Below are 24,800 nucleotides of genomic sequence, written 5' to 3' on the forward strand. Positions count from 1 at the left end.
TGTCACTTCTTTGCTAACGGGACGATCATCACAGTTCCGCGAGCATGCGACAGGGTGGTTCGAGAAACCGATCCCAGCAACAGACTGGCGAATCCGCCATGACCGCGAGTGCCCAGGACGGTCAATTGGGCACGTTCTGTGCAGTCAATCATGGCTTCGGCCGGTATTTTTCGCTGGACCACCGGTGAGATCTCGACCCCGGGAACCTCGTGTTGTAAGAACTGCATTTCGGACATCAACGAGCTCATCATGTCCTCGTGAATCTGTTGCTCCATTTTCTCGTTCGAAGCCAAATACCACACGGTCGAGGTACCCGTGAAGTGGGGTTGAGCCTGAATGAGTTCCAGGGTGACGCCGAGCCGCTTCGCCTCGTGGGCGGCCACCAGCGCTGCACTACGAGCGTGGTCGGAACCATCGACCCCCACCGCAACCGGCCGGGTATCCGGAGTGGTTGCAATGCCTTTGGTTTCCACATCATCATCGTCTGCGCTGTAGACGATCACGGTGGGGCAATGTGCGTGAGCGGGCAGGGCTGAGGCAACCGAACCCAGTACACGACCCCAGAACTTGCCCAGGCCGCGGCGGCCCACCACGATCAGTTGGGCATCGGCAGATAATTTGACCAACCAATCGGTCGCGTCTCCTATGAGCGCTCGATAGGAGACCTCACCCGGGTAGCGCTGCTCTGCTAGGAGCTTCCGTGCCTCAGCGAGTTTGTCTTCGGCCAGCCGGCGGGCTGGATCTTCGACCTGGGCTCCCGACATGCTGCGGATGTAATCGCTATATGGAAACACAAATGCTGAGGCGACCGTCAAGGGCGCATTGCGCAAGGCGGCTGTCTGAGCCGCCCAATACAGAGCGTCAATGGCATGCGGTGATCCGTCGAAGCCAACGACGACGCCCGGATTCGTGTGCTCAGAAGATGATGGGATACTCATGCCGAAGACCTCCATGACTAGGACACCGTGGTTGCTTCCATGGTAAACCACGGCGTCGTGTCGCGCATCACAACAACCTTGGTGAGCGTGTGAGATGGCAAAACCATCGGCTTGATGCAGGGCACGCCGTCGTCATATATTTAGGCGCAATATTGTCCCGGAAATAGCAGCCGCTGGCTGACAGGCCGAAGTGATTGCTGCACTCCTGCAGGTCTTGGGTAAACAGCGCTAGGTGCGCTAGATCGGTTGGACGACGATTGCATAGCGGGCATCGCCGGCTCGTGTCAGCACCAGGGTCAGGTGTTCACCGGATGCCGGTTTTTTGGTATTGCGTCCTTGCATCAGTGTGCGTCGTAACTCTTCCGGTGAGACATCGACGCCACGCTTTTTAATATCCAGCCGGGTGACGTTGTGTTCTTTGACGTACCCACGCAGCGTCTTGATCTTATAGGGCAGCACTTCGATGATCCGATAGCCGGTGGCAAACGGCGTCTCCTGATAGACATCCGAACAGAAATAGGCGATGTGCTCATCAAGTTGCCGTGCGGCGGCAGCGTTGGTCGAATCGTCGTTCATGAAGTGTTCGACCATCAGGTCGGTGACCAGCCCGGCGCGGATCACTGCGCCGTCGGGTTCATAGAGATACCCGGTGGCGCCCTCAATCCCGGCGACGGGAACCTGTGGGGAGTTGCCAAAGTCGGTGGACGATGTGAGCTCTGCGGCACCGGTGGCGTGAATGACGAGTGCCGCCCGGCGAACATCCAAACGTTGGGCCAGGTTAAACCACAACACGGCTTCGACCACACTGCCGTGCAAGGAAACCCACTGGGCTTCAGCGGTGTCAGGAATGACCTCGTGAGCCAGGGCCGGGCCGAGTTTGACGCCCAACGGGTAGCCGGCGTTGGCCAGTTCCTCGACGAAGGACAGGGGAGGGGAGAACGCCTCGGGGTCAAATATCCGCACGGTGCCCGACGAGAGGGTCTGACGACGTGCCGGATCCAGCCAGTAGCCGCGTGCGGTGCCCTCGGCGGCGGGGTGGTCGAGAACCCATTGCACCGCATCGGCAACCTCGACGCTGGCGTGTGGAAACGGCATGAGGTTGATTGTGGTTGCTGCGGCGGTAGTCTCATCAATTTCGACTGCGGTCACGGCAATGTCCAACCCGGCGATGGCCAGCGCATCTGCTCCCAGGCCCGAACCCAGGTCGATGACCTCATCGACTCCGGCACGAGCAAAACGCCGTGCATGATGTGCGGCAACCTGTAATGAGGTGGCCTGTTGTAGGCCGGCGTCGGTAAAGAGCATCTGTTCAACGAAGGGCCCAAATTTTGCGGCAGCTTGGGTCCGTAATTTTAGTTGTGTCAATACCGAATTCACGATGGGTGGCGCATAGCCCTGGGCACGAAGTCGTTCAGCAAGCGTGAGCGTATCGGCGCTGGCATACTCACCGCTGCGCCACAGCTCATTGAGTAGCTTAAACCCCTCCGGGGTCAGAGCGCCGGCAAGTTCAGAAGCAGTTGAATCAGACACAACCTCCAGCGTACCCGGTTCTTAGCGGCCGGGTGTATCCACCCAGTGGCGTCGTCGGGCGGTCATCTTGGCCAGCAGTGCACCCGGACGACGCTGGGCTAACGGTAAGACCCGATAGCCTACGCTCAAGGCCGCAACCGCTAGGAGTGCTGCGATTAGACTGGCCCAAAATGGTCCCGGTGCGCCCCAGAGGGCAATACACGGGGCAGAAACCAGCGGGAAGATCGCGCCACCAAAAAACCGAAATGCAGAAAACGCTGACGACGAAATATGCCGTGGCAAATCCGTGGCGTTCAGGGCCCCTTCGGTAAAGATCGTATTGGCTGCACCCTGGGTTCCACCCAAGAAAATAATGCCGATGATCACGACCGTCAAACTGTGCGTATTCAGTGCTATGACCACGAAGCCCACGGCCATTACCGTGAGTGTGACCAGGATGGCGGGGACCATGCCGAGGTATTTGATCATTGGCGCCGGCAGCGTCAACGAAAAGATCGCCAGTGCCGTGCCCCAGCCGAAGAACACGGCACCTAGCATCAGTGATGAGTGCCCGACCCCGGATGCTTGCGCGGCAGTGGCCACGGCGTGCGGGGCGTAGGCCAGTAGACACACGATCGTAAAGTTGCCCATGAACGAGGCGGTCGACCACAGCAGCAGTGGCTTTTTGCTCAGGGCGCGCAAGCCTGCTGTCACCGGGGCCGCGGAGGTTTTTGGTAGGGGCTTGACGAACACTATGACGGTGGTGGCAGCGATCGTCATCAGTACTGCGGTGCCAAGAAACGGGGCGCGCCAGGAAATGGTTCCCAGTGTGCCTCCCACCAGCGGCCCAAGCGCCATCCCAAAACCAACGGCTGCCTCATATAAAATGATCGCCGAAGCAGAGCCGCCGGACGAAGCGCCAACAATTCCGGCCAGTGCCATTGTGACGAACAAGGCGTTGCCGAACCCCCATCCAGCACGCAGTCCGATGACCTGCCCGATGGTGTCGGATAGCCCGGCCATGCTGGCAAAGACCACGATGATGATCAACCCGGTGACCAAGGTAGTACGAATACCGATGCGTGCTGAGATCGCTGCGGCAAAGAACATCGTGCAGGCGGTGACAAATAAATAGGAGGTGAACAGCAGCATGGACTCTAGCGCTGTGGCGTCTAGGGATTCGGCAATCGTTGGCAGAATCGGCGACACCAGCCCAATGCCGACAAACGAGACGGCGGTTGCAAAGGTGATGGCCCATACGCTGGCGGGCTGGTGGATCAAACGGCCAGTGGTCGCACTGGACATGACAAATCAGCTTCTTTCGAAAATTAGGCGTTTCCCGTCAGATCATTGGTCAAGGTTTCTAACAACTCCACGGCATGCTCAATGACGGCATAGTCGGCTGCGGCGAAGTTTTCTAACATCGGTTGGAGGACTGTGGCCACCTGGTTGCGATACTCATCCAACATGCGCTGTCCCTGATCGGTGAGCTCGACCAGTTGGGCTCGTGCATCGGCTGGATCGGGTTCACGTACGACCAAGCCGTCATCGGCCAATCGGTTCACCGCAGAGGTCATGGCAGGCTGCGAAATGGATTCATAACTAGCCATGTGCGAGATTCGCTGTGGTCCGTGGCGTTCGATATAGCCCAGCGCTCGCATTGAGACCGCAGATATTCCAATGTTGGCTACCTGGGTGACGACCCGAGCAAAACGTGACGACGCCGAGACGATTTGGTTGGCCAGGGGCCGCTGATCAGCTGAGGTGTTCTGATGCTGCTCGGTGAGATGATTTGGGTCAGGCTGGTCGGCGTCGTCGGAAGGATACATAAAGAGATTATATAAATGTCTTATGTATTTTTGCAATGATGTAAGAAATTAGCACTCTATTTGACCAAGTGCTAAAGGCCGAATACAGTTGGAAATTGGCACCCGCGGCATGCGAGTGCTAAGCCTTTAGGTTCCAGCCATCCGGCACCCGCGACGACGGTTGGCTTGCCCGGCACATTGAACAATATTTACCTTTTACTTAGTAGGAGAGATTCATGGCTGTCTCCATCAAGCCTCTAGAGGACCGCATCGTAGTTGAACCACTGGCCGCCGAGCAGACCACTGCTTCGGGCCTTGTTATTCCTGACACCGCTCAGGAAAAACCACAAGAAGGAAAAGTTGTCGCAGTAGGCCCAGGCCGCGTTGCTGATAACGGCGAACGTATCTCCGTTGACGTTGCCGAAGGCGACGTCGTGCTGTTCTCCAAATACGGTGGCACCGAAGTCAAATACGGTGGCCAGGAATTCTTGGTCCTGTCCGCTCGTGACGTGCTGGCCGTCATCGAAAAATAAGCCTGACGCTTCAGTAAGTATTTTTCGAAACGAACTACGAAGGAGAACAGTTGGCTAAACAACTGCTATTCAACGACGATGCTCGTCGCGCACTGCAAGCCGGTGTGGACAAGTTGGCTGACACTGTCAAAGTCACCCTTGGTCCAAAAGGTCGCAACGTTGTCCTCGATAAGGCATGGGGCGCACCGACCATCACCAACGACGGCGTAACCATTGCTCGCGACGTCGAACTGGAAGACCCATTCGAAGATATGGGCGCTCAGCTGGCAAAAGAAGTAGCCACCAAAACTCAGGACATCGCCGGTGACGGTACCACCACCGCAACCGTTCTTGCCCAGGCTCTGGTCAACGAAGGTCTGCGCCTGGTTGCTGCCGGTGCTGCACCTGGTGAAGTCAAAAAAGGTGTCGAAGCTGCAGTAGAAGTTCTGCAACAACGCCTGCTGGATAACGCCGTGGAAGTTTCCGGCGACATGGTCTCCCACGTGGCGGCCATTTCCTCGGGTGAAGACGAAATTGGTGAACTGCTCGCCAAAGCCTTCGATACCGTGGGTGTCAACGGTGTGATCACCGTTGAAGAATCCTCGACCACCCAGACCGAACTGGAAATCACCGAAGGTATGGAATTCGACAAGGGCTACCTGTCGCCATACATGGTTACCGATGCTGAGCGTCAGGAAGCCATTCTGGAAGATCCATACATTCTGTTGACCCAGTCGAAGATCTCCAACGTCCAGGACTTCTTGCCACTGCTGGAAAAAGTCCTGCAGGAAAAGAAACCACTGTTCATCGTTGCTGAAGACGTTGACGGTGAAGCCCTATCGACCCTGGTCGTCAACAAACTGCGCGGCACTCTGAACGCTGTTGCCGTCAAAGCCCCAGGCTTTGGCGACCGCCGCAAAGCCATGCTGCAGGACATCGCCACCCTGACCGGTGCACAGGTCGTTTCCGAAGACCTGGGCATGAAACTGGATCAGGTTGGTCTGGAAGTTCTGGGTACCGCTCGTCGCGTGACCGTGACCAAGGAAGTTACCACCATTGTTGATGGTGCGGGCGAAGCTCAGGACGTGGCTGATCGCGTTGCCCAGATCAAATCTGAAATCGAAGCAACCGATTCCGATTGGGACCGTGAAAAACTGCAGGAACGTCTGGCCAAACTGGCCGGTGGCGTCTCCGTTATCAAGGTCGGTGCCGCAACCGAAGTCGAGCTCAAAGAGCGTAAGGGCCGCATCGAAGATGCCGTCGCTTCGACTCGTGCAGCACTGGAAGAAGGCATTGTCGCCGGTGGTGGTACCGCGTTGATCAACGCAGCATCCGCACTGGATGAAGCTGATGCCTTGAAGGATCTGTCATCCGATCAGCAGTCCGGTGTGAACGTTGTTCGCCGCGCGATTGTCCAGCCAGCTCGCTGGATCGCACTGAACGCTGGCGAAGACGGCTCGGTTGTTGTCTCTCGCGTTGCCGACCTGAAACCAAACGAAGGCTTCAACGCCGCAACCGGTGAATACGGCAACCTGGTGGATGCCGGCATCATCGACCCTGTCAAGGTGACCCGTTCTGCGCTGTGGAACGCTGCCTCGATCGCGGGCATGGTCTTGACCACCGAAACGCTAGTTGCTGACAAAGTAGAAGAAGACGAAGACTAAGTCCCTTCCACGTCTCAGCGACAATTCAGAACCTCCGCTCGATTTTCGGGCGGAGGTTTTGTTGTCAGACCAGACTGTTTGACCATGTAGGATCGGGCATGCAAAGGATATGTGCGAACTTCAAAGGAGATTGTTGACGTTGTCTATTCGCAGCTGGAAAACCGTACTCGCGAGTGTTTTCGCGGCAAGTCTGAGCGTAACTGGTTGCTCGAATGCGGATGAGTCGACAACATCCTCTGATGAACCACAGTCCGAACCTCAACCCTCCGCAACTGAGGCGGTTGACATTGCCACGGATACTCCGGCTGGCGAAGAATCCCAACGCATCGTCGATCTGTTGAATGCCGAGGAAGATACCACCGCCGAAGACTGGGAAGCATCATTGCACCCAAGCTTCACCGAAGATGTCTCCGTTGAAGAGCTGGTGGAACTATTCAATCAAAACCTGCGCCCAGCTCAACCATTTACTGTGACCAATTACGAAGGTGGCGACCGTCAGGCCGTGACCACCCTGACCAGCCCGATCTCAGATCCACTCGACATGACAGTCACCCTTGACACTGATGCGCTCATTACCGGACTCTTCTTTGGCCCAAGTACCGACGGTTGAAGAGCTTCGGCGTCGCTTGAGGACTGGAGCGAACGTCTCGATGATTTCCCTGCCACAGTCCATGCGTTAATCACGCCAACGGATGCAATAGATTCTCCAGATGCCGCCGTGCTGGCACGCGATGCTGATGAACCCGCCCCGCTAGGTTCCATCTTTAAGCTCTATATTCTGCTGGCTGTAGCCGACGCCGTCGAAACCGGAGACCTTGACTGGGGGACGGTACTGACGGTGTCTCCCCAGAATCGCAGCTTGCCATCCGGTGAACTCCAAGACGCCCCCGATGGTACACAGGTGACAGTGTCAGAAGCCGCTACCAAGATGATCGAGATCAGCGACAACACCGCGACCGATATGCTCATCCAGGCGGTCGGGAGGCAAGCCGTTGAGGATGCCGTTGTTCAGGCTGGTCACCACGACCCTGCGTTGATGCGGCCCTTTGTCTCGACTCGAGAACTCTTTCAAATCGGTTGGGGCGACCCCGCATATTTAGAAATCTGGCAAATCGGAACCCAAGACGAACAGTATGCGTTATTGGAACAGTTGGAACATCAGCCGATTAACCCCCACGATATTGCTGTCAGTGGTGACCCCCTATGGCCACAGGGTGTGGAATGGTACGCTTCGGCACGCGATATCGCCTCGGTGCACGTGGCATTACAAGAACACGACGACGCCACGGTGCGTGAGATTTTGAGCCAGAACCCCGGGGTAAACCAGGATGCATGGGATTATGTGGGATATAAAGGCGGGTCATCCTTAGGGGTGCTTACCGGCAGTTGGTATCTGGAAGATGCCGACGGTGAGGGATATGTGGTGGTCATCCAAGCAGCGACCGCAGACGCCGCGGGACTGAGTAACGAATCACATACTCGATTTTCTCAACTGGCTTCTTCCGCTCTGCAACTGACCTATGAGGCGACACGTTAAGGGACCACAGAACCACTAGCTGTTTGCAGTGTCCTAGGAGCCGCTTGCCGCCAGGAGTAGTGCTATTACAAGAGCAACAGGCTCGTTGCTCGACGGGTACTGGGCAAAAGCCATCTGCTGGTGTTCCTTGTCTTCAGGCGAGTCAGCGAATTCTAAAGTGACGGGCAGCCAAGCACCAACGGGGGATCGGCTGCATCAGCGTTAGGACCGTAGCACCAAGCATTGTCCTGCCAACCCAGGTGCGCTACCGTTTCGTCACCAGCATCGACACCCTATATAAGGAGAAGCATTATGTCTCAACTCACGTACGACTTCACCGGCAAAACCGCCTTTGTCACTGGAGGCGGTTCCGGTATGGGAGCGGCTACCATTCGTGCTTTCGCCGAAGCCGGAGCGAACGTGGCGATTGTTGACCTCGATGGCGACGCCGCCCAAGCGCTCGCCATTGAGCTCACCGACAAGGGGTAGCAGGCGATCGCCGTACCGTGCGACGTCGTCAATGAAGACCAAGTTGCTATGGCAGTCCAACAAACCGTGGACGCATTTGGCAGCCTGGACATGGCCTTCAACAACGCCGGAATAATGCTGGCGCCGATCGACTCGGCAGACGAGACCGAAGAAGCTTTCGACAAAATCGTTGGAGTAAACCTCAAAGGCGTTTGGGCTTCGATGAAACACCAGCTCAAACAGATGCGCAAGCAAGGCTCAGGAGCAATCGTCAACTGTTCATCCCTGGGCGGGCTTGTCGGCGGTGATGGACGGACCACCTACCACGCCACCAAACACGGCGTGATTGGTGCGACAAAGTCCGTGGCCTTGCAGTACGGACGTCACGGAGTCCGCTGCAATGCCGTTTGCCCCGGCACAATCCAGACTCCGATGGTTGAACGGATGACTGCAGCCGGTGAACTCGATGCCGAGGCTCTAGCCGCCAGTCTGGCCTTAGGCCGGCTGGGACGGCCAGAAGAGATTGCAGCGGCCGTACTATGGCTGTGCAGTGACGCCGCCAGCTTCGTCACCGGAGTGGCGCTGCCAGTGGACGCCGGCCACACCGCACAGTAAGGAAACCAAGGGGAGGCAGCAATGACCAACAACATCCAGAACAAGATCGTCATTAGGACCGGCGACTCAATGGTCTGCTGCGATCTGTGTTTCTTGTGACCTTGTTTCTGGAAACGCTGTTTCTGCGGCTTTTGCGGGACGCTTTGTAGATGGGGCACCAGCTGGATCAATTGGTCAGGCTGCATCTCGCCGCGTGCTATAACTGTCGGTGAAAGTTCTCAAAGACTCTGCTTCGGGCTATACTGTGAGCCGAAGCATAAAAGAATACACAGGCCGTAGACAGTAAGCGGGAGAGCCCACATTGACAGTGGGCACCGACGGTGCAACATCCTCCCCAGGAATCTCTCAGGTATCCCAACCGCTTGCTACAGGCAGATCTGGAAAGTAGTCGTGCATGCGACTCACCGACGGGGCAACCAGGAGACTGGCAAACTCTCAGGTCAGTAACAGATGGGGAGGGGTACAGCGGATACATCTATCCACACACCCAAGGAGATCCCATGACCGTTTACGATCTTTCCAACTTCGGCCATAGACATCTAGGACCCCGTCAGTCCGGTGTTGAGGAGATGCTGGAAGCTCTGGGCTATGACAGCCTGGATGCATTGACCACGGCGGCAATGCCGGCAAATATCGCTCAAGAAGAGCCGTTGGTCCTGCCCGACCCATTAACCGAAACTCAAGCCCAAGCTCGACTGCGCGAACTCGCCTCCAAGAACACGTTGAAACGCTCAATGATCGGTCAGGGTTTTTATGACACCATCACCCCGGCCGTTATCCGACGCAACGTCACCGAAAACCCGGGCTGGTACACGGCGTATACCCCATATCAGCCAGAGATCTCCCAGGGACGACTTGAAGCCCTGTTGAACTTCCAGACGATGGTCTCGGACCTGACCGGCATGGAAATCGCTAATGCGTCCCTGCTGGATGAATCATCTGCAGCAGCCGAAGCTGTCCTCATGATGCGTCGCGCCAACCGCAAGCACGCTAACGATCCCGTTGTGATCGACAAGAACATCTTCCCGCAGACCCTGGCCGTCGTCCTAGGCCACACGCGTCCCCTGGGTATTGAAACGATCCTGGTGGACCTGGCAACCGAAGGACTGCCGGAAGGCGACATCTGTGGTGTCATCGTCCAGCAACCCGGTGACGATGGTGCCATCGCCAACCACCAGAAGGTCTTTGACGAAGCCAAAGAACGCGGCGCGATGATCAGCGTTATTGCCGATCTGTTGTCGCTGACCATGATCACCCCACCCGGTGAACAAGGCGCCGATATCGCTGTAGGAACGACGCAGCGCTTCGGGGTTCCGTTGTTCTACGGTGGGCCCCACGCTGCCTACATGGCAACCCATGAACGACTGGTCCGTCAGATGCCAGGCCGTCTGGTTGGTGTTTCGGAAGACGCCAACGGCATGCCGGCCTACCGTCTAGCCCTGCAAACTCGTGAACAGCACATCCGCCGGGAAAAGGCGACCTCGAATATCTGTACCGCTCAAGCGTTGCTGGCGGTCATGGCAGGCATGTACGGGGTGTACCACGGTCCCGAAGGTGTCACAGAGATTGCCAACCGCACCCACATGATGGCCACCCGATTGGCCACAGCGCTGCGCGACGCCGGTTATGAACTGGCTGCCGAACACTTCTTTGACACCATCGTGGTGACTGTCAAAGACGTTGAAGGGACCATGGCCAAAGCGGTGGGCGCCGGATACAACCTGCGTCGCTACTCCGATAACCAAGTTGGTATCTCGACCGACGAAACCACGACCGAAGCGGACATCAAAGCGGTTGCCGAAGTCTTTGGCGCCACCCTGGTCGAAACAGCTGATTCAACCATCCAGGCCGAGCTGGTGCGCGAATCAGAGTTCATGACCCACGAAATCTTCAACACCATCCGGTCCGAAACCACCATGATGCGCTACTGCCGTCGTCTGGCAGACCGTGACCTGGCGCTGGATCGCACGATGATCCCACTGGGTTCGTGCACCATGAAGCTCAACGCGGCAGCCGAAATGGAAGCCATCACCTGGCCAGAACTGGCCGGTATTCACCCGTATGCGCCAGACGATCAGGCCACCGGTTGGATCGAAATGATCAAGGATCTGGAATCCAAACTGGAAGCCATCACCGGTTATGCGGCCGTATCACTGCAGCCCAACGCCGGATCAGTGGGCGAATATGCTGGCCTGTTGGCCATCCGTCACTACCTGATTGATCAAGGCGAAACTGATCGCGATATCTGCATTATCCCCGCCTCGGCCCACGGCACCAACGCCGCATCAGCCGTCCTGGCCGGACTACAGGTCATCGTGGTAAAAACCGCCGACGACGGTTCGATTGACTCGACCCACCTGGACGAAGTCCTGGAGAAATACGGTGACCGCATCGCCGCGATCATGGTCACCTACCCCTCCACCGCGGGCATCTACGACACCGACGTCGTTGAGATCTGCGAAAAAGTCCACAATGCTGGCGGACAGGTCTACATCGACGGGGCGAACCTCAACGCTCTGGTTGGGTTGGCACAGCCGGGCAAGTTTGGGGGCGATGTCTCGCACCTGAACCTGCACAAGACCTTTTCCATTCCACACGGTGGTGGCGGCCCCGGCGTCGGACCGGTCTGTGTTGCCGAACACCTCGTGCCATATCTGCCAGCTGACCCGAATCACGAACTGTCAGAGAGCGCGACGCCGGTTGCCTCAACCCTGTACGGTTCGGCAGGCGTACTGCCCATCAGCTGGGCCTACATCACCATGATGGGCGCCGACGCGCTGAAAGAAGCCACGCAGGTTGCCGTGTTGTCGGCAAATTATGTGGCCCACCGCCTCAAGGATCACTACCCGCTGCTCTACACGGGGCTAAATGATCTGGTTGCTCACGAATGCATTCTGGATCTGCGAGAAATCACCAAGAACACCGGCGTCACCGTCGAGGACGTTGCCAAGCGTCTGATGGACTTTGGCTTCCACGCACCAACCATGGCCTTCCCGGTCCCCGGCACCCTGATGGTGGAACCCACCGAATCCGAAGACATGGAAGAGATGGAGCGTTTCATCACTGCGATGATCACGATTCGCGAAGAAATCACCGAAATCGAAAACGGCAAGATTGCCGTCGAAGAATCCGTACTGCGGCATGCGCCACACCCGGTGTCGGATGTGGTCAGCTCTGATTGGGATCGTGCTTACTCGGTTGAACAAGCTGCCTTCCCGGTACCCGAACTGCGAGTGGATAAGTATTTCACCCCGGTATCGCGTATCGACCAGGCCGGCGGCGACCGCAACCTCGTGTGCTCGTGCCCACCACCAGAAGCTTTTGAACTGCAGTAGGAGTCTGACCACATGACACTAAAAACCACACCGTTATTTGCCGCACACGAAAAGCTCGGCGCCACCTTTACCGATTTCAACGGCTGGAATATGCCGCTGAAATACTCCTCGGAAATGACCGAACACAAAGCAGTTCGGCAAGCCGTCGGTATCTTTGACCTTTCCCACATGGGTGAAGTCTTTCTCTCCGGCCCCGATGCGGTCAAAGGCCTCAACACCGCACTCGCCGGAGATTTCTCCAAGATGAGCGTGGGCCGGGCGAAGTACACGGTCATGCTCACCGAGGATGGCACCATCCTGGATGACCTGATCGTCTACCGGTTGGGTGAAGACCGCTACCTGATGGTGCCCAACGCCGGCAACGCTCCGGCGGTGGCCGAGGCCGTGGTAGCTCGCACCGAGGGGATGGACCTTACCGTTGACGATGCCACCGCGGACCTATCGCTGGTCGGCATTCAAGGCCCGAAGGCCGCGGATGTCGTAGCAGCCCTGGGGGAGGACTTCGCCGAAGCTGCTGCCTCGCTGACGAACTATCGGGTCACCGAAATCCTGGTCAATGGCAACGACTGGATTGTCGCGCGCACCGGCTACACCGGAGAAGATGGTTTTGAAATCATCACCCCTAACGCCGACATCGCACAACTATGGGAACAGATCTTCAGCCTCGACATTGGCGTGGAGATCACCCCGTGTGGGCTGGCCAGTCGCGACTCGCTGCGTTTGGAAGCCGGCATGCCCCTGTATGGCAACGAGCTGTCAACCGAACGCACGCCATTTGAAGCCGGCATGGGCCGGATTGTCTCCTTTGAGAAACCGGAAAACTTCGTTGGCCGGACCGCCCTCGAAGCCCTGCGGGAACACACCCCACAGCAGGTTCTCATCGGTCTGACCAGCGATCAACGCCGTGCAGCTCGTAGCGGCTCCGAGATCGTGGTGGACGGCAAGACCGTGGGTGTTATCACCTCCGGTATCCCATCGCCCACCCTGTCCAAACCGGTAGCGCTGGGCTACATTGACGCAGCCCACGCGGACGTCGACACCGAAGTCAGTGTTGATATCCGCGGTAAAGCACTTCCGTTTGTCATCACCAAACCACCCTTTTACTCTCGCTAACACCAACCAGAAGGACACCTCATGACCGCTGTAAAACCCGGCCTGCGCTACTCCGCCGAACACGAATGGCTCAATGACGAAGACCCCGTCCGTATCGGTATTACCGCATACGCCGCCGATCAGCTGGGCGACGTCGTATTTGCCGAACTTCCAGAACCAGGAGACACCGTCACCGCCGGCGAAGTCTGCGGCGAACTAGAATCGACCAAGTCAGTCTCTGAACTGTACTCCCCGGTCACCGGCACCGTGGTCGAAACGAACGAAGACGTTATCCAGAACCCGGAACGTATTAACGAAGACCCATACGGTGCCGGCTGGTTGTTCACCGTAGATGTCACCGAAGAAGGCGAAATCCTCACCCCCGAGCAATACGCCGAACAAACTGGGACTGAAGTAGCGTAAAAATCAGCTGAAATGGCCCGGGAGTGTTCACGGTCTGCGATGAAACGTCGTCGAGCGTGACGATCGGAATAATCGCAGCGGTAAAGCCCTTATTATAGAAACCAACGGCTTTCTTGAAAGGGTAGTATCCAGTGACCGACCACACTTCCGGGCCATCATCTGAACCTGTTAGCTTCGCCCACGACCCATTCGGCTTCGTAGGGCTTACGTATGACGACGTCCTGTTACTACCGAACATGACCGACGTCATCCCCGCCGATGCCGACGTCTCGACCCAACTGACCAAACGCATCCGCATCAATACCCCGATCATCTCCGCAGCCATGGACACCGTGACTGAAGCACCCCTGGCTATTGCCATGGCACGGTACGGAGGCATGGGCGTCATTCACCGCAACCTGTCCATCGAAGACCAGGCTTCCGAGATCGACAAGGTCAAACGCAATGAATCGGGCATGGTCACGGACCCGGTAACCATCTCCCCAGACGCTACCCTTGCCGAATGGGATGAGCTGTGCGGTCGCTACCGGATCTCGGGCCTACCTGTGGTCGATCAAGATGACACTCTGCTGGGCATCATCACCAACCGTGACACCCGGTTTGTGCCTCGCGCCGAGTTTCCGACCACCAAGGTCCACGAAATTATGACCAAGATGCCACTGATCACGGCACCGTTCAATGTCCAACGCGACGAGGTCATGCGCCTGCTCGATGAACACCGCATCGAAAAACTGCCACTGGTTGATGCGAACAACAAACTTGAAGGCCTCATCACGGTCAAAGACTTCGATAAGGCCCAGGAATTCCCCCATGCCGCCAAAGACGCCGAAGGTCGCCTGCTTGTCGGCGGCGCGGTCGGGTTCTTCGGTGACGGCTACGAACGCGCTATGACCCTGATTGATGCCGGCGTGGACGTCCTGGTCGTCGACACCGCCAACGGTCACACGCAAGGCGTGTTGGATATGGTCGCCAAACTCAAAGCCGAATCGGCAGCCAAAGATGTCGACGTGATAGGCGGTCAGGCCGCTACCTATCAGGGCGCGAAAGCTCTCATCGACGCCGGTGTGGACGCCGTGAAAGTCGGCGTGGGTCCCGGTTCGATCTGTACCACCCGTGTGGTCGCCGGTGTCGGTGTCCCACAAATCACCGCGATCTATGAATCGGCCAAAGCCGCGATCCCAGCCGGCGTCCCCATCATTGCCGACGGCGGTCTACAACACTCTGGAGATATCGGCAAAGCCATTGTCGCCGGAGCCAATTCCGTGATGTTGGGCTCCCTGCTGGCCGGAACCGCAGAATCACCCGGTGACCTAGTCTTCTACCAGGGCAAACAGTTTAAAACCTACCGCGGCATGGGCTCGTTAGGTGCAATGCAAACGCGCGACGGGTCGCGCTCATATTCCAAAGACCGCTACTTCCAGGCCGATGTGCCCGAGGATGAAAAGCTCATCCCCGAAGGCATCGAAGGTCAGGTCCCATACCGCGGCCCACTGGGTGCGGTCCTGCACCAGTTGGAAGGTGGCCTGCGTCAGACCATGTTCTACACCGGCTCCCCAGATATTTCGTGCCTGCAACGCGACGGTCGTTTCGTCCGCATCACCGCCGCCGGGTTGAAAGAATCCCACCCGCACGACATCATGATGACGGTTGAAGCACCAAACTACCGAGCCTAGCTAAGCTGGCGGTGGACCGTTTCCACGCCCTTGACCATCCGATCCCGGATAGAAATTGGATAACCGTGACTTACGAAGTTGAAATTGGCCGAGGCAAGCGCGGCAGACACGCGATGCCCCTGGACGCCGTGTCGATCGTGCCAACTCGTCGAACCCGCGACCCCGAAGACGTGTCGCTCGACTGGCAAATTGATGCCTTCAAATTCTCCATGCCCGTCATCGGCGCACCCATGGACTCGGTCATGTCCCCGGCCACCGCCATCCAACTTGGCAAACTTGGCGGCATGGGCGTGCTCAATCTGGAAGGCCTGTGGACTCGCTACGAAGACCCACAGCCGGTCCTTGAGGAAATCGCAGCCTTGGAAGCCAAATCGTTTTCCCCCGAAAACACCGCGCGCCTACAGCAGCTCTACTCGGCACCAATCCAGCCGGAGCTGATCTCGGCACGCCTGGAAGAAATCCGCGCGGCAGGCGTCGTCGTCGCCGGTGCTCTGACGCCGCAGCGCACGCAAGAGTTCTACAAGACCGTGGTAGATGCCGGCGTGGACATGTTCGTCATTCGTGGCACCACCGTCTCGGCCCAGCACGTGTCGGAGACCAAAGAACCACTGGATCTGAAAAAGTTCATCTACGAACTCGATGTTCCTGTGATCGTCGGGGGTGTTGCTGGTTACACCCCGGCGCTGCACCTGATGCGCACCGGAGCCGCCGGCGTCCTAGTAGGCTTTGGTGGCGGAGCGTCGTCAACCACGCGTCGTGCTCTGGGCATTCGTGTGCCGATGGCCACCGCGATCTCCGATATCGCCGAAGCGCGCCGCGACTACATGGATGAATCCGGCGGCCGCTACGTTCATGTGATTGCCGACGGCGGGACCGGGAACTCCGGGGACATCGTCAAGGCCCTTGGCATGGGCGCTGACGCCGTCATGCTGGGCACCACCTTAGCCCGCGCCGAAGAAGCCCCAGGCAAGGGCTGGCACTGGGGCCTAGAAGCCGCCCACCCAGATTTCCCACGGGGGGATCGCACCCATGTGGGCACCGTAGCGCCGATGGAACAACTCCTGCTTGGCCCGTCCAGTCACACCAACGGCACCGCAAACCTCATGGGTGCGCTGCGCCGTGCGATGGCCTCAACGGGCTACACGGAGCTCAAAGACTTCCAAAAAGTCGAAGTTTACATCTCCGAAACCTACACGGGATGATGCCCACTTGCTGAAGACAGCCCTCAAGCCCCGGTGGATCGGCTTCTTGCTGCTCACCCTAGCGGTCGCCTCCATCTTCGTGTTGCTCACCAAATGGCAGTTTGAACAATCCACCTCGAACCAACCCCGCGCCCACGAGGTCACCGAAACACCGGTTGAATTGACGGGCCACTTCCAGCCCGGTATGCCGATGATGTCGGACCAGGCTGACCAGATGGTCACGTTTACCGGGCAGCTCGACCCGCAAAAATCTGTGCAGGTTGAATCTCGGCTTCATGACGGCGTTCAAGGACTCTGGTTAGTGTCCAGCGCCAGCGTGCAAGGCGCTGCAGACAACAACCAGATTCCCGTGGTGTGGGGTTGGATTGCAGAAGAAATCAACGCCACCGGGGATGAGCTCACCCAGCTATTTGAAGAATCCACGGGTCTATCCGTCAACGACACCATCCAATTCACCGGCCGCCTTATTCCGGGTGAAGGGCCCACGCCCAACACCAACCACTTCACTGAACCCAAGCGCACCCAGATGCTGGCCACAGCTGAACTGGTGAACTTGTGGAATGAACCCCTATATGCCGGCTATGTGGTGGCGGAAACTTTTGCGGTCAGCGGCACCGAACACGTCGTATCCGGTACCGGAGTTGAGGGTGTAGAAACCGCACCGCAACCCGAAGAAGCTCAGGTCGCCTGGCTCAATGTGTTCTATGCAATCGAATGGTTCATCTTCGCAGTGTTCTCGCTGTATCTGTGGTGGCGATTCGTACGCGATGATCACCTGAAAGATCAACGCGAGGCCGAACTCGATGAGCTGTGGGAAGAACACTGGACAGCCAAAGAACTACAACGCCTACGTGAACAAGCACGCCAAGAAAAAGCTGCCGCCGAACGTGCCTACCGTGCTTACCACGGCCACGGCATCGATGAGCAGAAAGACGAGTGAAACGTTATGACACACGAAAAGAACACCCCACCGGTTGACCCGGCCACCCTGCCAGACCCCGAAGACATCACGGTAGCCGACATCGGCCAAGCCCCACCGCGCCCTGAAAGTAAAAAGAAGCGCCGCTTTGGTGGCACTCACCGCCAGATCCGCAGCGCCATGGGTCTGTATACATTCACCTCGTGGCTCACCGGGATCTTCCTGCTGCTGCTGGTTCTACAGATGATCGTCAAATACGGGTTCCAGCGTGAACTCTTCGCCGGCGGGATGACCGAAGACGGCACCGAGTTCGTCCTGGGGCTATACCACGAACAAGCTGTGGTCGAAGGCATCAACATTTCGTTGCTCGTGCTGATCGTGCACGGCTGGTTATATGTACTGTATCTATTGGCCTGTTTCCGGTTGTGGTCGATGATGCGCTGGGGCGGCGTCCGACTGCTGGCCATGGCCGGCGGTGGCGTTGTGCCCTTCCTGTCGTTCTTTGTGGAAAAGAAAGTCAATCGCCAAGCCGAAGCGGAACTGGCAACCCACCCCGAAGCGGTCTTGCGGTATTAGCCGCACAACCTGCATCGGCGCCCAACTGATCATCCTCTAGAATAAAGATCGTGATGACTACACCCCAGCATGCTCAAACCCCGGCCCAAGACACCGTAATCGTTGTTGACTACGGCTCCGACGACGCCCAACTGCTGGCGCGCCGAATTCGCGAAGCCAAAGTCTATTCCGAAGTCCACTCCTACACCACAGGGGCTGACGCGATCCTGGCGGCCCAACCTGCCGCCCTGGTGATTGCCGTCCGCTCGACGGCGACCGAAGATCTGCCGGTCATTGACCAACGACTGCTCAACGCAGGCATCCCGGTGCTTGCTACTGGTGGCGGATTCGTGGCGGTGACCAAAGCCTTGGGCGCAACCGTGGCTGCGTCCCCACTACACCACTTCGGCACCGTGCAGGTCACCAACATTGATGACAACGCCGTGTTATTCTCCGGTCAGGACGCCGTCCAAGACGTCGCAACCAATCACGCACATCATGTTGTTGACGCACCCGAGGGCTTTGTGGTCACCGCATCGCATGACACCATGCCGGTGGCTGCCGCCGAAAACCCCGAAACCAAGATTTATGGCACCGCCTGGAACCTGGCTTCCGAAGATTCCAGCAACGGGTTGGCAGTGATCAAAAACTTCTTATTTATCGCCGCCGACCTGGCCCCCGACTGGTCGGTCGAACAAGTCATCGAACAACAAGTCGCTGCGATCCGCAAACAAATCGGCAACAAACGCGCAATCATCGGGCTATCCGGTGGTGTAGACTCCGCGGTTGCCGCAGCACTGGTACAGCGTGCAGTCGGTGACCAACTGACCGCCGTCTACGTCAACCACGGGCTCATGCGCAAAAACGAATCCGCCGAAATTCAACAGGCATTCGGGGATTCCAATGGTGCGCGGCTGATCATGATCGATGCCGAAGACGAATTCTTGGCCGCACTTGATGGTGTGTCGGATCCAGAACAAAAACGCAAGATCATTGGTGACCGTTTCATTCGCACCTTTGAACAAGCCGAAGCCGATATTGTGGCAGAATCTGCTAACGATCCGGATGCCACCGAGGTCAAATTTCTGGTCCAGGGCACCATTTACCCGGACGTCATCGAATCTGGGGATGCCGATGGCTCCAAGGTCATCAAATCGCACCACAACGTGGGTGGGCTGCCCGAAGATCTCGAGTTCGAACTCGTAGAACCCCTGCGTCAACTCTTCAAAGATGAAGTCCGTGAAGTTGGCACCAAACTGGGCCTGCCCGATGAAATCGTCTGGCGCCAACCATTCCCCGGGCCTGGTCTAGGTATCCGAATCGTAGGAGCCATCAACAGACAACGTCTGGATCTGCTACGTGAAGCCGATGCCATAGTGCGTGAAGAACTCACGGCTAATGGTCTAGATCGGGAAATCTGGCAATCACCGGTCGTATTATTGGCTGATGTCCGCTCCGTTGGTGTCAGTGACGGCGGACGAACCTACGGACACCCGATCGTGTTACGTCCGGTGCATTCCGAAGACGCGATGACCGCTAGTTTTGCCCGTATCCCGTATGACCTGCTGGATCGTATTTCCCAGCGCATAACCTCCGAAGTCGAAGGCGTAAACCGCGTGGTCCTAGACATCACCGGCAAACCACCTGGCACCATCGAATGGGAATAACAGACTGCTCGGCTCCGATCATCTGATCGGAGCCGTAGTCTATTAAAACCAGCGCGTTATCGGCGATTCGTGTGGTGTGGCAACGCCAAACTTGCGTCCGAAGGCATTAGAGTCGTAAAGGTGCAACCTGTATCAACCACAGGAAGGATGAGCGTGAGCCGCGAGAAACATGACGTCGAGCTAGACGATGTAGCGCTGTCTGCCGACCCGGTCGACGAAAACATCGATGTGGCGGCAGCCGAATCTGACCATGAAGTTGAATCGGACGGTCTCAGCGACAACAGCGTATCAGCTGCTGAAAGCGTATCTGACGAAGATCAAGACACCGTTGATCCGGTTGAGGTTGCCGAACACGACTTTTCACGCTGGCTGTCCGAGATCGCCACGGGTACCGAAACCGACACGATGCTGCGCTATGCGCCCACGAAGTCGAACTCGATCGACATCACCCACTCGCAACCCAGTGGGCTGACCCAGTTCTTATCTGCTCGACGCACCCGGTTGACCACGCTGCTGCGGGATCAGCCCGGCATGCAGAGCAACATCGATACGGCCGAAACCATTGATGCCAAGGTTCAAGAGCTGCTGGCTGATCGCGGCATCAACGTCGGCTATTTGGCAGCTGGGCTGGCAACCTGGCGAGTCACCGAAGACGGCATCAACCAACAACTGTCCGCACCGGTGCTGTTAGCGCCGATACGGTTGGCTGCTCGACCCAATCGCGATGACTACGACGTCCAAATCGTAGGGGCCGCCCGCCTCAACCCAGCACTGGTACGCTACTTCGCGGATCAATATGGCATCTCGTTGGACGCACAAAGCCACGAGGAAGCCGCCTATACCACTGCCAAGCTCGAACCACTGCCTGCCTTGGAATTACTGCGTGCCCACACCACCAAAATCCGTGGACTCGTGGTGGAGCACAGGCTGCTCATTTCCACGTTTGCTGATCTGTCCGACACCGCATCGCGCGAAGTCGTGGACCCTGATCATGAAGTCATCGGCAAACTCTATGAAGTCGGTGCCGGAACCGAAGACGCCGTCCACCTGGATCAAGCTCCAAAGCTGGTGCACAAACCAACACCTTTGGATGAACGCGATCCTGCAGACGAAGTGCTGGTGGTCGATCTGGATCGATCGCAGCAACAAGCTGTCGATCACATTCTTGCCGGCGAATCACTGGTTGTTTCTGCTCCACCGGGTACCGGTCAGACCCAAACCGCGGTGGCCGCTGCCGTTGGGCTGGCAGCGCAGGGCAAACGGACCCTGGTGATTGCTGAAAAAACCTCAACGCTCACCGAATTTTCGAACAGGCTTGCCGGTTTGCAGCTTGAGCCCCTGGTCTTGGGTGTACAGGCTGATACCGGGTCTAGAGAAGTCACCGAACAACTGATTCGCTCCTTACTGTCTGCAGAACGTGCCAAGGAGCCCGCGGTACGGCGTATTCACCAAACTCTTCGTGATGTGCGGAGCCAGCTGGTTGACCATACGAATTCGTTACACGAAGTACGTGAGCGCTGGCAGTGCTCGCCAGTTCAGGCGATGAATGAACTGGTCACGTTGATGAATGCAGACCCGGCCCCGGCCACTTCGGTACGGTTGAAGCGTTCGGTCCTAGATGCCACCGTCGACCGCAAAGAAGTCGCAGAACAACTGCGCTATGCTGCTGAACTTGGGGCCTTCGACCAGTCATCTACCGAATCGCCTTGGTATGGTGCACGCTTGCGCAACGTTCATGAGGCGGAAGCGGCGCTTGATCTTGCTCAGCAAGTGCACGATGATCTTGGTGATGTCGCCCCGCGGTTAGAAAGCGCAACCTCACACGCGCAATTGACCATGGGCGGCAGCATCGAAGAGTGGACCAAACAAGTCGAATTGCTGCGCGAAGTGCGTGACACGCTGGACAAGTTCACCCCCGATATTTTCGACCGCCCCGTCACCGATCTCATTGCAGCCACTGCAACCGGCGCCTGGCGAAAAGAACACAATATCGATATGTCAGCTATGACGCGCACCCGGTTGCGCTGGCTGGCGCGCGAATACATCCGCCCTGGCGTTGATGTGCCCAACCTGCACGAAGCGCTCATCAAAGTCCAAGACCAGCTCACCGGCTGGAACCAGTGGACTACCTCAAAGCGCAATCCGGTCATCCCGACCGGGGTGGAAGCCCTGGCCGAGGACACCCACCAGCTATATGACAACCTCAACCGGTTACAAGACATGCTCGCCCCGGCAAGCACCGAAGCACAGCATCTGACCCGCATCGATGCCGGAGACCTGCACGACGTACTCTCCCAGCTGGTAGACGATGCCCAAACCTTGCACACGCTGCCGGAACGCACCATCGTCATTGACCAGCTCACCGAGCAAGGCCTAGACGAGCTGTTAATCGATTTCCAGCAGCGTGGTGTTACCGCAGACCAGGTCACCCTGGAGCTGGAAGTTGCCTGGTGGCAATCCGCTCTGGAAGCCATGGTCTCAGCCGATGAACATCTTGCAGCGACCACCGGACGACAGCTGGCCCGCCTGGAAGAAGAATTCCGCATCGCCGATACCGCGCACCTGGAATCCGGGCCCTCGCGCGTCCGACACAAACTCGCAGCGACCTGGGAGAAAGCGACCCGTGACTACCCAGATGCTGCCGACTCGCTGCGTCGTCTGCTGCGCACCGGTGCGGCAACGGTAGAAACCATACTGGGTATCAATCCCAAACTGCTTCAGCCGCTGGTGCCGATCTATACGACCTCACCGTTGGCGTTGGCCGATTTGGCATCCTGGATTACCTTCGACACGGTGCTGATCCTGGACTCCGAAACCATCGGTCTAGCCACCGGAATGGGCGCAATTTCACGCGCCAACCAAGTGGTTGCCTTCGGTGATGCCGTCTCCGGTCGACCCGTGGGCTTCCATGTCTCCGTAGACCCCACGGCACGCGCTGCACAACCCCGCCAAGCCGAATCCGTGCATGAAGCCCTCAGCCGGGTGCTACCATCGGTGCCGCTGAAGGTCATGCATCGCGGAGTCAACCAGTACTTGGCTCGAACCCTGGGTGATCAGCTCTACAACGGTGGACTGGACCGGGCACCGACCCCGCAAGAAATAGCCACCAGCTCCCAGACCGGCATCACGGTGGAATATCTCACGGCTCCAGGCAGCCCAGGCATGGGCGACGACGGCGTAGAATCCACCACCGCAGAAGTGACCCGCACCGTCGATGCGGTGTTTGAACACTTCAAAAACAAACCCGAAGAATCCCTGGTCGTGATTGCTGCCAACCCGGCACACGCCCGCAGGATCGCCGAATCGATTCGCTACAATCTGCCAAACCATCGCTGGGCGATGAAGTTCTTCAGCACCGAAACCTCCCCCAACGGTCAAGGCTTTGTCGTCGCACCGATGGAACGTGCGCACGGCCTGGTGGCCGATCATGTGATCTTCACCCTGGGCTACGGTCGAACCTCGACCGGCAAAGTTGTGCATCACTTCGGACCGCTGTCTGAACTCCACGGCGTGGAATACTACGCGACCGCATTCACCCGCGCCCGTCGTCAGATCACCGTGTTTACAGCAATTCACCCGCAGGAAATCAATACCGACAACCTCATGTCGGGGGCCAAACACTTCTGGGAATTACTCATCAACCTGCCCGCCACGGTTGGCCCGCCGGTCAAGGCACCAGAATCCGAACCGTTGGACCATATCAGTCACGACTTCGTCCAACACCTGTCCGCACGCGGTGCCGCGTATCATTTCGACACCAAAGAGTTCACCGACTTGCTGCTGTACACACCGCAGCACCACCGGCCGGACTACTACTCCGAAAAATACCTGCCCGTTGCAGTCAGCTATGACGGGGCGACTCGCTACCACCGCACACCAGTACGCACCAGGACTCGCACCGTGCCCGCTCAGCTGACCAAATTTGGTTGGCACAACGAAGGGCTGTGGGCAATCGACGTCTTTACGGATCCACTGGGTGTAGCCAATAGTTTTGCCGAGAAGCTCCAGCTACCGGAACAAGCCGGCTACCTCGACTATGACGATCACGACCAGCATAACTATGGCTAAAACTCCTGATGCTCACGACGACGCGGCTGCACAAGCAGATCCGCCGCGTCGCAAGCGGCGACCACGTCGTGCCACCGCTCCAGGCACCGGTCCGGCCTCAGCAGACGGCGCGGAACCGCGCTTAGACGACGTCCAACCCAAAGCAAAGCAACCCAAGAAGCCGCCGCTATCAGAACGTGACCGCTGGATGCTGGGCGAAAAACCCCCGCACTATTAAACCCAGTGGAATCCTCTGGCAGCCGTCACCACGGCCTGCACGGCAAGATCGTGTGCTTCGACCGGAAATGCTCTGTCTGCTGCGTCAAATACCTCGTGATCAAACAGTGGCGTCACCAGCCACGGCATGCGATCGGTCAGCTGGGGGAGTTGCGCTAGGAACCGATCATAATAGCCCCCGCCTTTGCCCAGACGATACCCGGCGGTATCGGCGACCAAAGCAGGCACAAACACCACATCGGCATCTGCAACCTGTTCTGGTCCGAAGCGCTCACCTACTGGTTCTTTAATTGGTCCATAATCGGATGTGGCCATCTCCACGTCTGGAGTCCAACGGACCCACGACATCGAACGGTCACCGTGAGAAATGGGGACCCAGACCTCTACCCCATCATCGTGGAGGGCATGCATGACCGGATCTGTATCGGGTTCGGTGCCAAACTTGATCGTCATCGTCACCTTGCCGGAAGGACGCTGGGCGGGCTCCAAACCGCGATACCAGTTCAGCAGATGATCATTGAGCACCGCCGATTGATGTTGACGTTCCTGGTCGCCTAATTCCTTGCGCTGGGCAAAAAACTGCTTGCGAAGTGCATTCTTGGAATCCTGAGTCATGATCT

General features: G+C 57.7%; 19 protein-coding genes, 1 pseudogene and 2 riboswitches. Of the genes and pseudogenes, 15 read left to right on the forward strand and 5 right to left on the reverse strand.

Features of this window, described 5'->3' with window-relative positions:
• Positions 1-2 precede the first annotated feature (2 nt).
• From A6F49_RS13190 to A6F49_RS13205, 4 genes are all read right to left on the reverse strand, one after another.
• Positions 3-938, reverse strand: a complete 936-nt coding sequence (locus A6F49_RS13190) for a universal stress protein (protein WP_161485819.1) — start codon at positions 936-938, stop codon at positions 3-5.
• Positions 939-1,175: 237 nt separating this feature from the next.
• The gene (locus A6F49_RS13195) at positions 1,176-2,468 is read right to left on the reverse strand and encodes a class I SAM-dependent methyltransferase (protein WP_043058698.1); all 1,293 of its coding nucleotides are present in this window, start codon (positions 2,466-2,468) and stop codon (positions 1,176-1,178) included.
• 21 nt (positions 2,469-2,489) lie between these two features.
• Positions 2,490-3,752: an MFS transporter gene (locus A6F49_RS13200; RefSeq protein ID WP_052505000.1), complete on the reverse strand. Its 1,263-nt coding sequence runs from the start codon at positions 3,750-3,752 to the stop codon at positions 2,490-2,492.
• A 23-nt stretch (positions 3,753-3,775) separates the two neighbouring features.
• Positions 3,776-4,276 (reverse strand): MarR family winged helix-turn-helix transcriptional regulator, encoded by a 501-nt coding sequence (locus A6F49_RS13205; protein WP_052504999.1) that lies wholly within the window; start codon positions 4,274-4,276, stop codon positions 3,776-3,778.
• A gap of 215 nt (positions 4,277-4,491) precedes the next feature.
• On the opposite strand from A6F49_RS13205, the gene groES reads away from it, so the two are divergent.
• The 15 genes and pseudogenes from groES (at position 4,492) to A6F49_RS13280 (ending at position 24,181) form a co-directional block, all read left to right on the forward strand.
• Complete coding sequence (gene groES / locus A6F49_RS13210; RefSeq protein WP_043058697.1) at positions 4,492-4,788, forward strand: co-chaperone GroES; 297 nt, start codon at positions 4,492-4,494, stop codon at positions 4,786-4,788.
• Between the two features lie 50 nt (positions 4,789-4,838).
• On the forward strand, positions 4,839-6,431 hold the full coding sequence (gene groL / locus A6F49_RS13215) for a chaperonin GroEL (protein ID WP_043058696.1): 1,593 nt from the start codon (positions 4,839-4,841) through the stop codon (positions 6,429-6,431).
• A gap of 133 nt (positions 6,432-6,564) precedes the next feature.
• A complete protein-coding gene (locus A6F49_RS13220; RefSeq protein ID WP_052504998.1) occupies positions 6,565-7,041 on the forward strand; it encodes a Cpe/LpqF family protein in 477 nt (158 codons plus the stop codon).
• Positions 7,042-7,149: 108 nt separating this feature from the next.
• Positions 7,150-7,968: a serine hydrolase gene (locus A6F49_RS13225; protein WP_052504997.1), complete on the forward strand. Its 819-nt coding sequence runs from the start codon at positions 7,150-7,152 to the stop codon at positions 7,966-7,968.
• A 291-nt stretch (positions 7,969-8,259) separates the two neighbouring features.
• Positions 8,260-9,030 (forward strand): annotated as a pseudogene (locus tag A6F49_RS13230) (glucose 1-dehydrogenase).
• A 277-nt stretch (positions 9,031-9,307) separates the two neighbouring features.
• Positions 9,308-9,401, forward strand: a riboswitch (glycine riboswitch).
• A riboswitch (glycine riboswitch) is annotated at positions 9,402-9,490 on the forward strand.
• Positions 9,491-9,530: 40 nt separating this feature from the next.
• Positions 9,531-12,365, forward strand: a complete 2,835-nt coding sequence (gcvP, locus tag A6F49_RS13235) for an aminomethyl-transferring glycine dehydrogenase (protein ID WP_043058695.1) — start codon at positions 9,531-9,533, stop codon at positions 12,363-12,365.
• A 12-nt stretch (positions 12,366-12,377) separates the two neighbouring features.
• Positions 12,378-13,478 (forward strand): glycine cleavage system aminomethyltransferase GcvT, encoded by a 1,101-nt coding sequence (gcvT, locus tag A6F49_RS13240; protein WP_043058694.1) that lies wholly within the window; start codon positions 12,378-12,380, stop codon positions 13,476-13,478.
• 21 nt (positions 13,479-13,499) lie between these two features.
• Positions 13,500-13,880 carry a glycine cleavage system protein GcvH gene (gene gcvH, locus A6F49_RS13245; RefSeq protein ID WP_043058693.1) on the forward strand — a complete coding sequence of 127 codons (381 nt, stop codon included), beginning with the start codon at positions 13,500-13,502 and terminating at the stop codon, positions 13,878-13,880.
• 131 nt (positions 13,881-14,011) lie between these two features.
• Positions 14,012-15,553 carry an IMP dehydrogenase gene (gene guaB, locus A6F49_RS13250; RefSeq protein WP_043058692.1) on the forward strand — a complete coding sequence of 514 codons (1,542 nt, stop codon included), beginning with the start codon at positions 14,012-14,014 and terminating at the stop codon, positions 15,551-15,553.
• A gap of 65 nt (positions 15,554-15,618) precedes the next feature.
• Positions 15,619-16,755, forward strand: a complete 1,137-nt coding sequence (locus tag A6F49_RS13255; RefSeq protein WP_043058691.1) for a GuaB3 family IMP dehydrogenase-related protein — start codon at positions 15,619-15,621, stop codon at positions 16,753-16,755.
• Positions 16,756-16,762: 7 nt separating this feature from the next.
• Positions 16,763-17,695: an SURF1 family protein gene (locus tag A6F49_RS13260; RefSeq protein ID WP_043058690.1), complete on the forward strand. Its 933-nt coding sequence runs from the start codon at positions 16,763-16,765 to the stop codon at positions 17,693-17,695.
• A 6-nt stretch (positions 17,696-17,701) separates the two neighbouring features.
• Positions 17,702-18,250, forward strand: a complete 549-nt coding sequence (locus tag A6F49_RS13265; RefSeq protein ID WP_082911789.1) for a DUF3817 domain-containing protein — start codon at positions 17,702-17,704, stop codon at positions 18,248-18,250.
• A gap of 53 nt (positions 18,251-18,303) precedes the next feature.
• The gene (guaA, locus tag A6F49_RS13270; protein WP_043058689.1) at positions 18,304-19,896 is read left to right on the forward strand and encodes a glutamine-hydrolyzing GMP synthase; all 1,593 of its coding nucleotides are present in this window, start codon (positions 18,304-18,306) and stop codon (positions 19,894-19,896) included.
• A gap of 153 nt (positions 19,897-20,049) precedes the next feature.
• Positions 20,050-23,964 carry a DUF4011 domain-containing protein gene (locus tag A6F49_RS13275; protein WP_161485820.1) on the forward strand — a complete coding sequence of 1,305 codons (3,915 nt, stop codon included), beginning with the start codon at positions 20,050-20,052 and terminating at the stop codon, positions 23,962-23,964.
• The gene (locus A6F49_RS13280) at positions 23,957-24,181 is read left to right on the forward strand and encodes a hypothetical protein (RefSeq protein WP_043058688.1); all 225 of its coding nucleotides are present in this window, start codon (positions 23,957-23,959) and stop codon (positions 24,179-24,181) included. Before A6F49_RS13275 ends, A6F49_RS13280 begins: the two co-directional genes overlap by 8 nt.
• On the opposite strand, the gene A6F49_RS13285 is transcribed toward A6F49_RS13280, so the two are convergent.
• The gene (locus A6F49_RS13285; RefSeq protein WP_052504995.1) at positions 24,178-24,795 is read right to left on the reverse strand and encodes a 5-formyltetrahydrofolate cyclo-ligase; all 618 of its coding nucleotides are present in this window, start codon (positions 24,793-24,795) and stop codon (positions 24,178-24,180) included. The genes A6F49_RS13280 and A6F49_RS13285 overlap by 4 nt on opposite strands.
• Positions 24,796-24,800: the final 5 nt, after the last annotated feature.

It is taken from the genome of Enteractinococcus helveticum (assembly GCF_001657475.1).
Taxonomy (GTDB): Bacteria; Actinomycetota; Actinomycetes; order Actinomycetales; family Micrococcaceae; genus Yaniella; species Yaniella helvetica.

Coding starts and splice junctions, on each gene's coding strand:
- A6F49_RS13205 (WP_052504999.1), bottom strand. CDS start 4,276: ATGTATCCTTCCGACGACGCCGACCAGCCTGACCCAAATCATCTCACC.
- A6F49_RS13285 (WP_052504995.1), bottom strand. CDS start 24,795: ATGACTCAGGATTCCAAGAATGCACTTCGCAAGCAGTTTTTTGCCCAG.
- A6F49_RS13200 (WP_052505000.1), bottom strand. CDS start 3,752: ATGTCCAGTGCGACCACTGGCCGTTTGATCCACCAGCCCGCCAGCGTA.
- gcvT (WP_043058694.1), top strand. CDS start 12,378: ATGACACTAAAAACCACACCGTTATTTGCCGCACACGAAAAGCTCGGC.
- A6F49_RS13280 (WP_043058688.1), top strand. CDS start 23,957: ATGGCTAAAACTCCTGATGCTCACGACGACGCGGCTGCACAAGCAGAT.
- gcvH (WP_043058693.1), top strand. CDS start 13,500: ATGACCGCTGTAAAACCCGGCCTGCGCTACTCCGCCGAACACGAATGG.
- gcvP (WP_043058695.1), top strand. CDS start 9,531: ATGACCGTTTACGATCTTTCCAACTTCGGCCATAGACATCTAGGACCC.
- A6F49_RS13190 (WP_161485819.1), bottom strand. CDS start 938: ATGAGTATCCCATCATCTTCTGAGCACACGAATCCGGGCGTCGTCGTT.
- groES (WP_043058697.1), top strand. CDS start 4,492: ATGGCTGTCTCCATCAAGCCTCTAGAGGACCGCATCGTAGTTGAACCA.
- A6F49_RS13265 (WP_082911789.1), top strand. CDS start 17,702: ATGACACACGAAAAGAACACCCCACCGGTTGACCCGGCCACCCTGCCA.
- guaA (WP_043058689.1), top strand. CDS start 18,304: ATGACTACACCCCAGCATGCTCAAACCCCGGCCCAAGACACCGTAATC.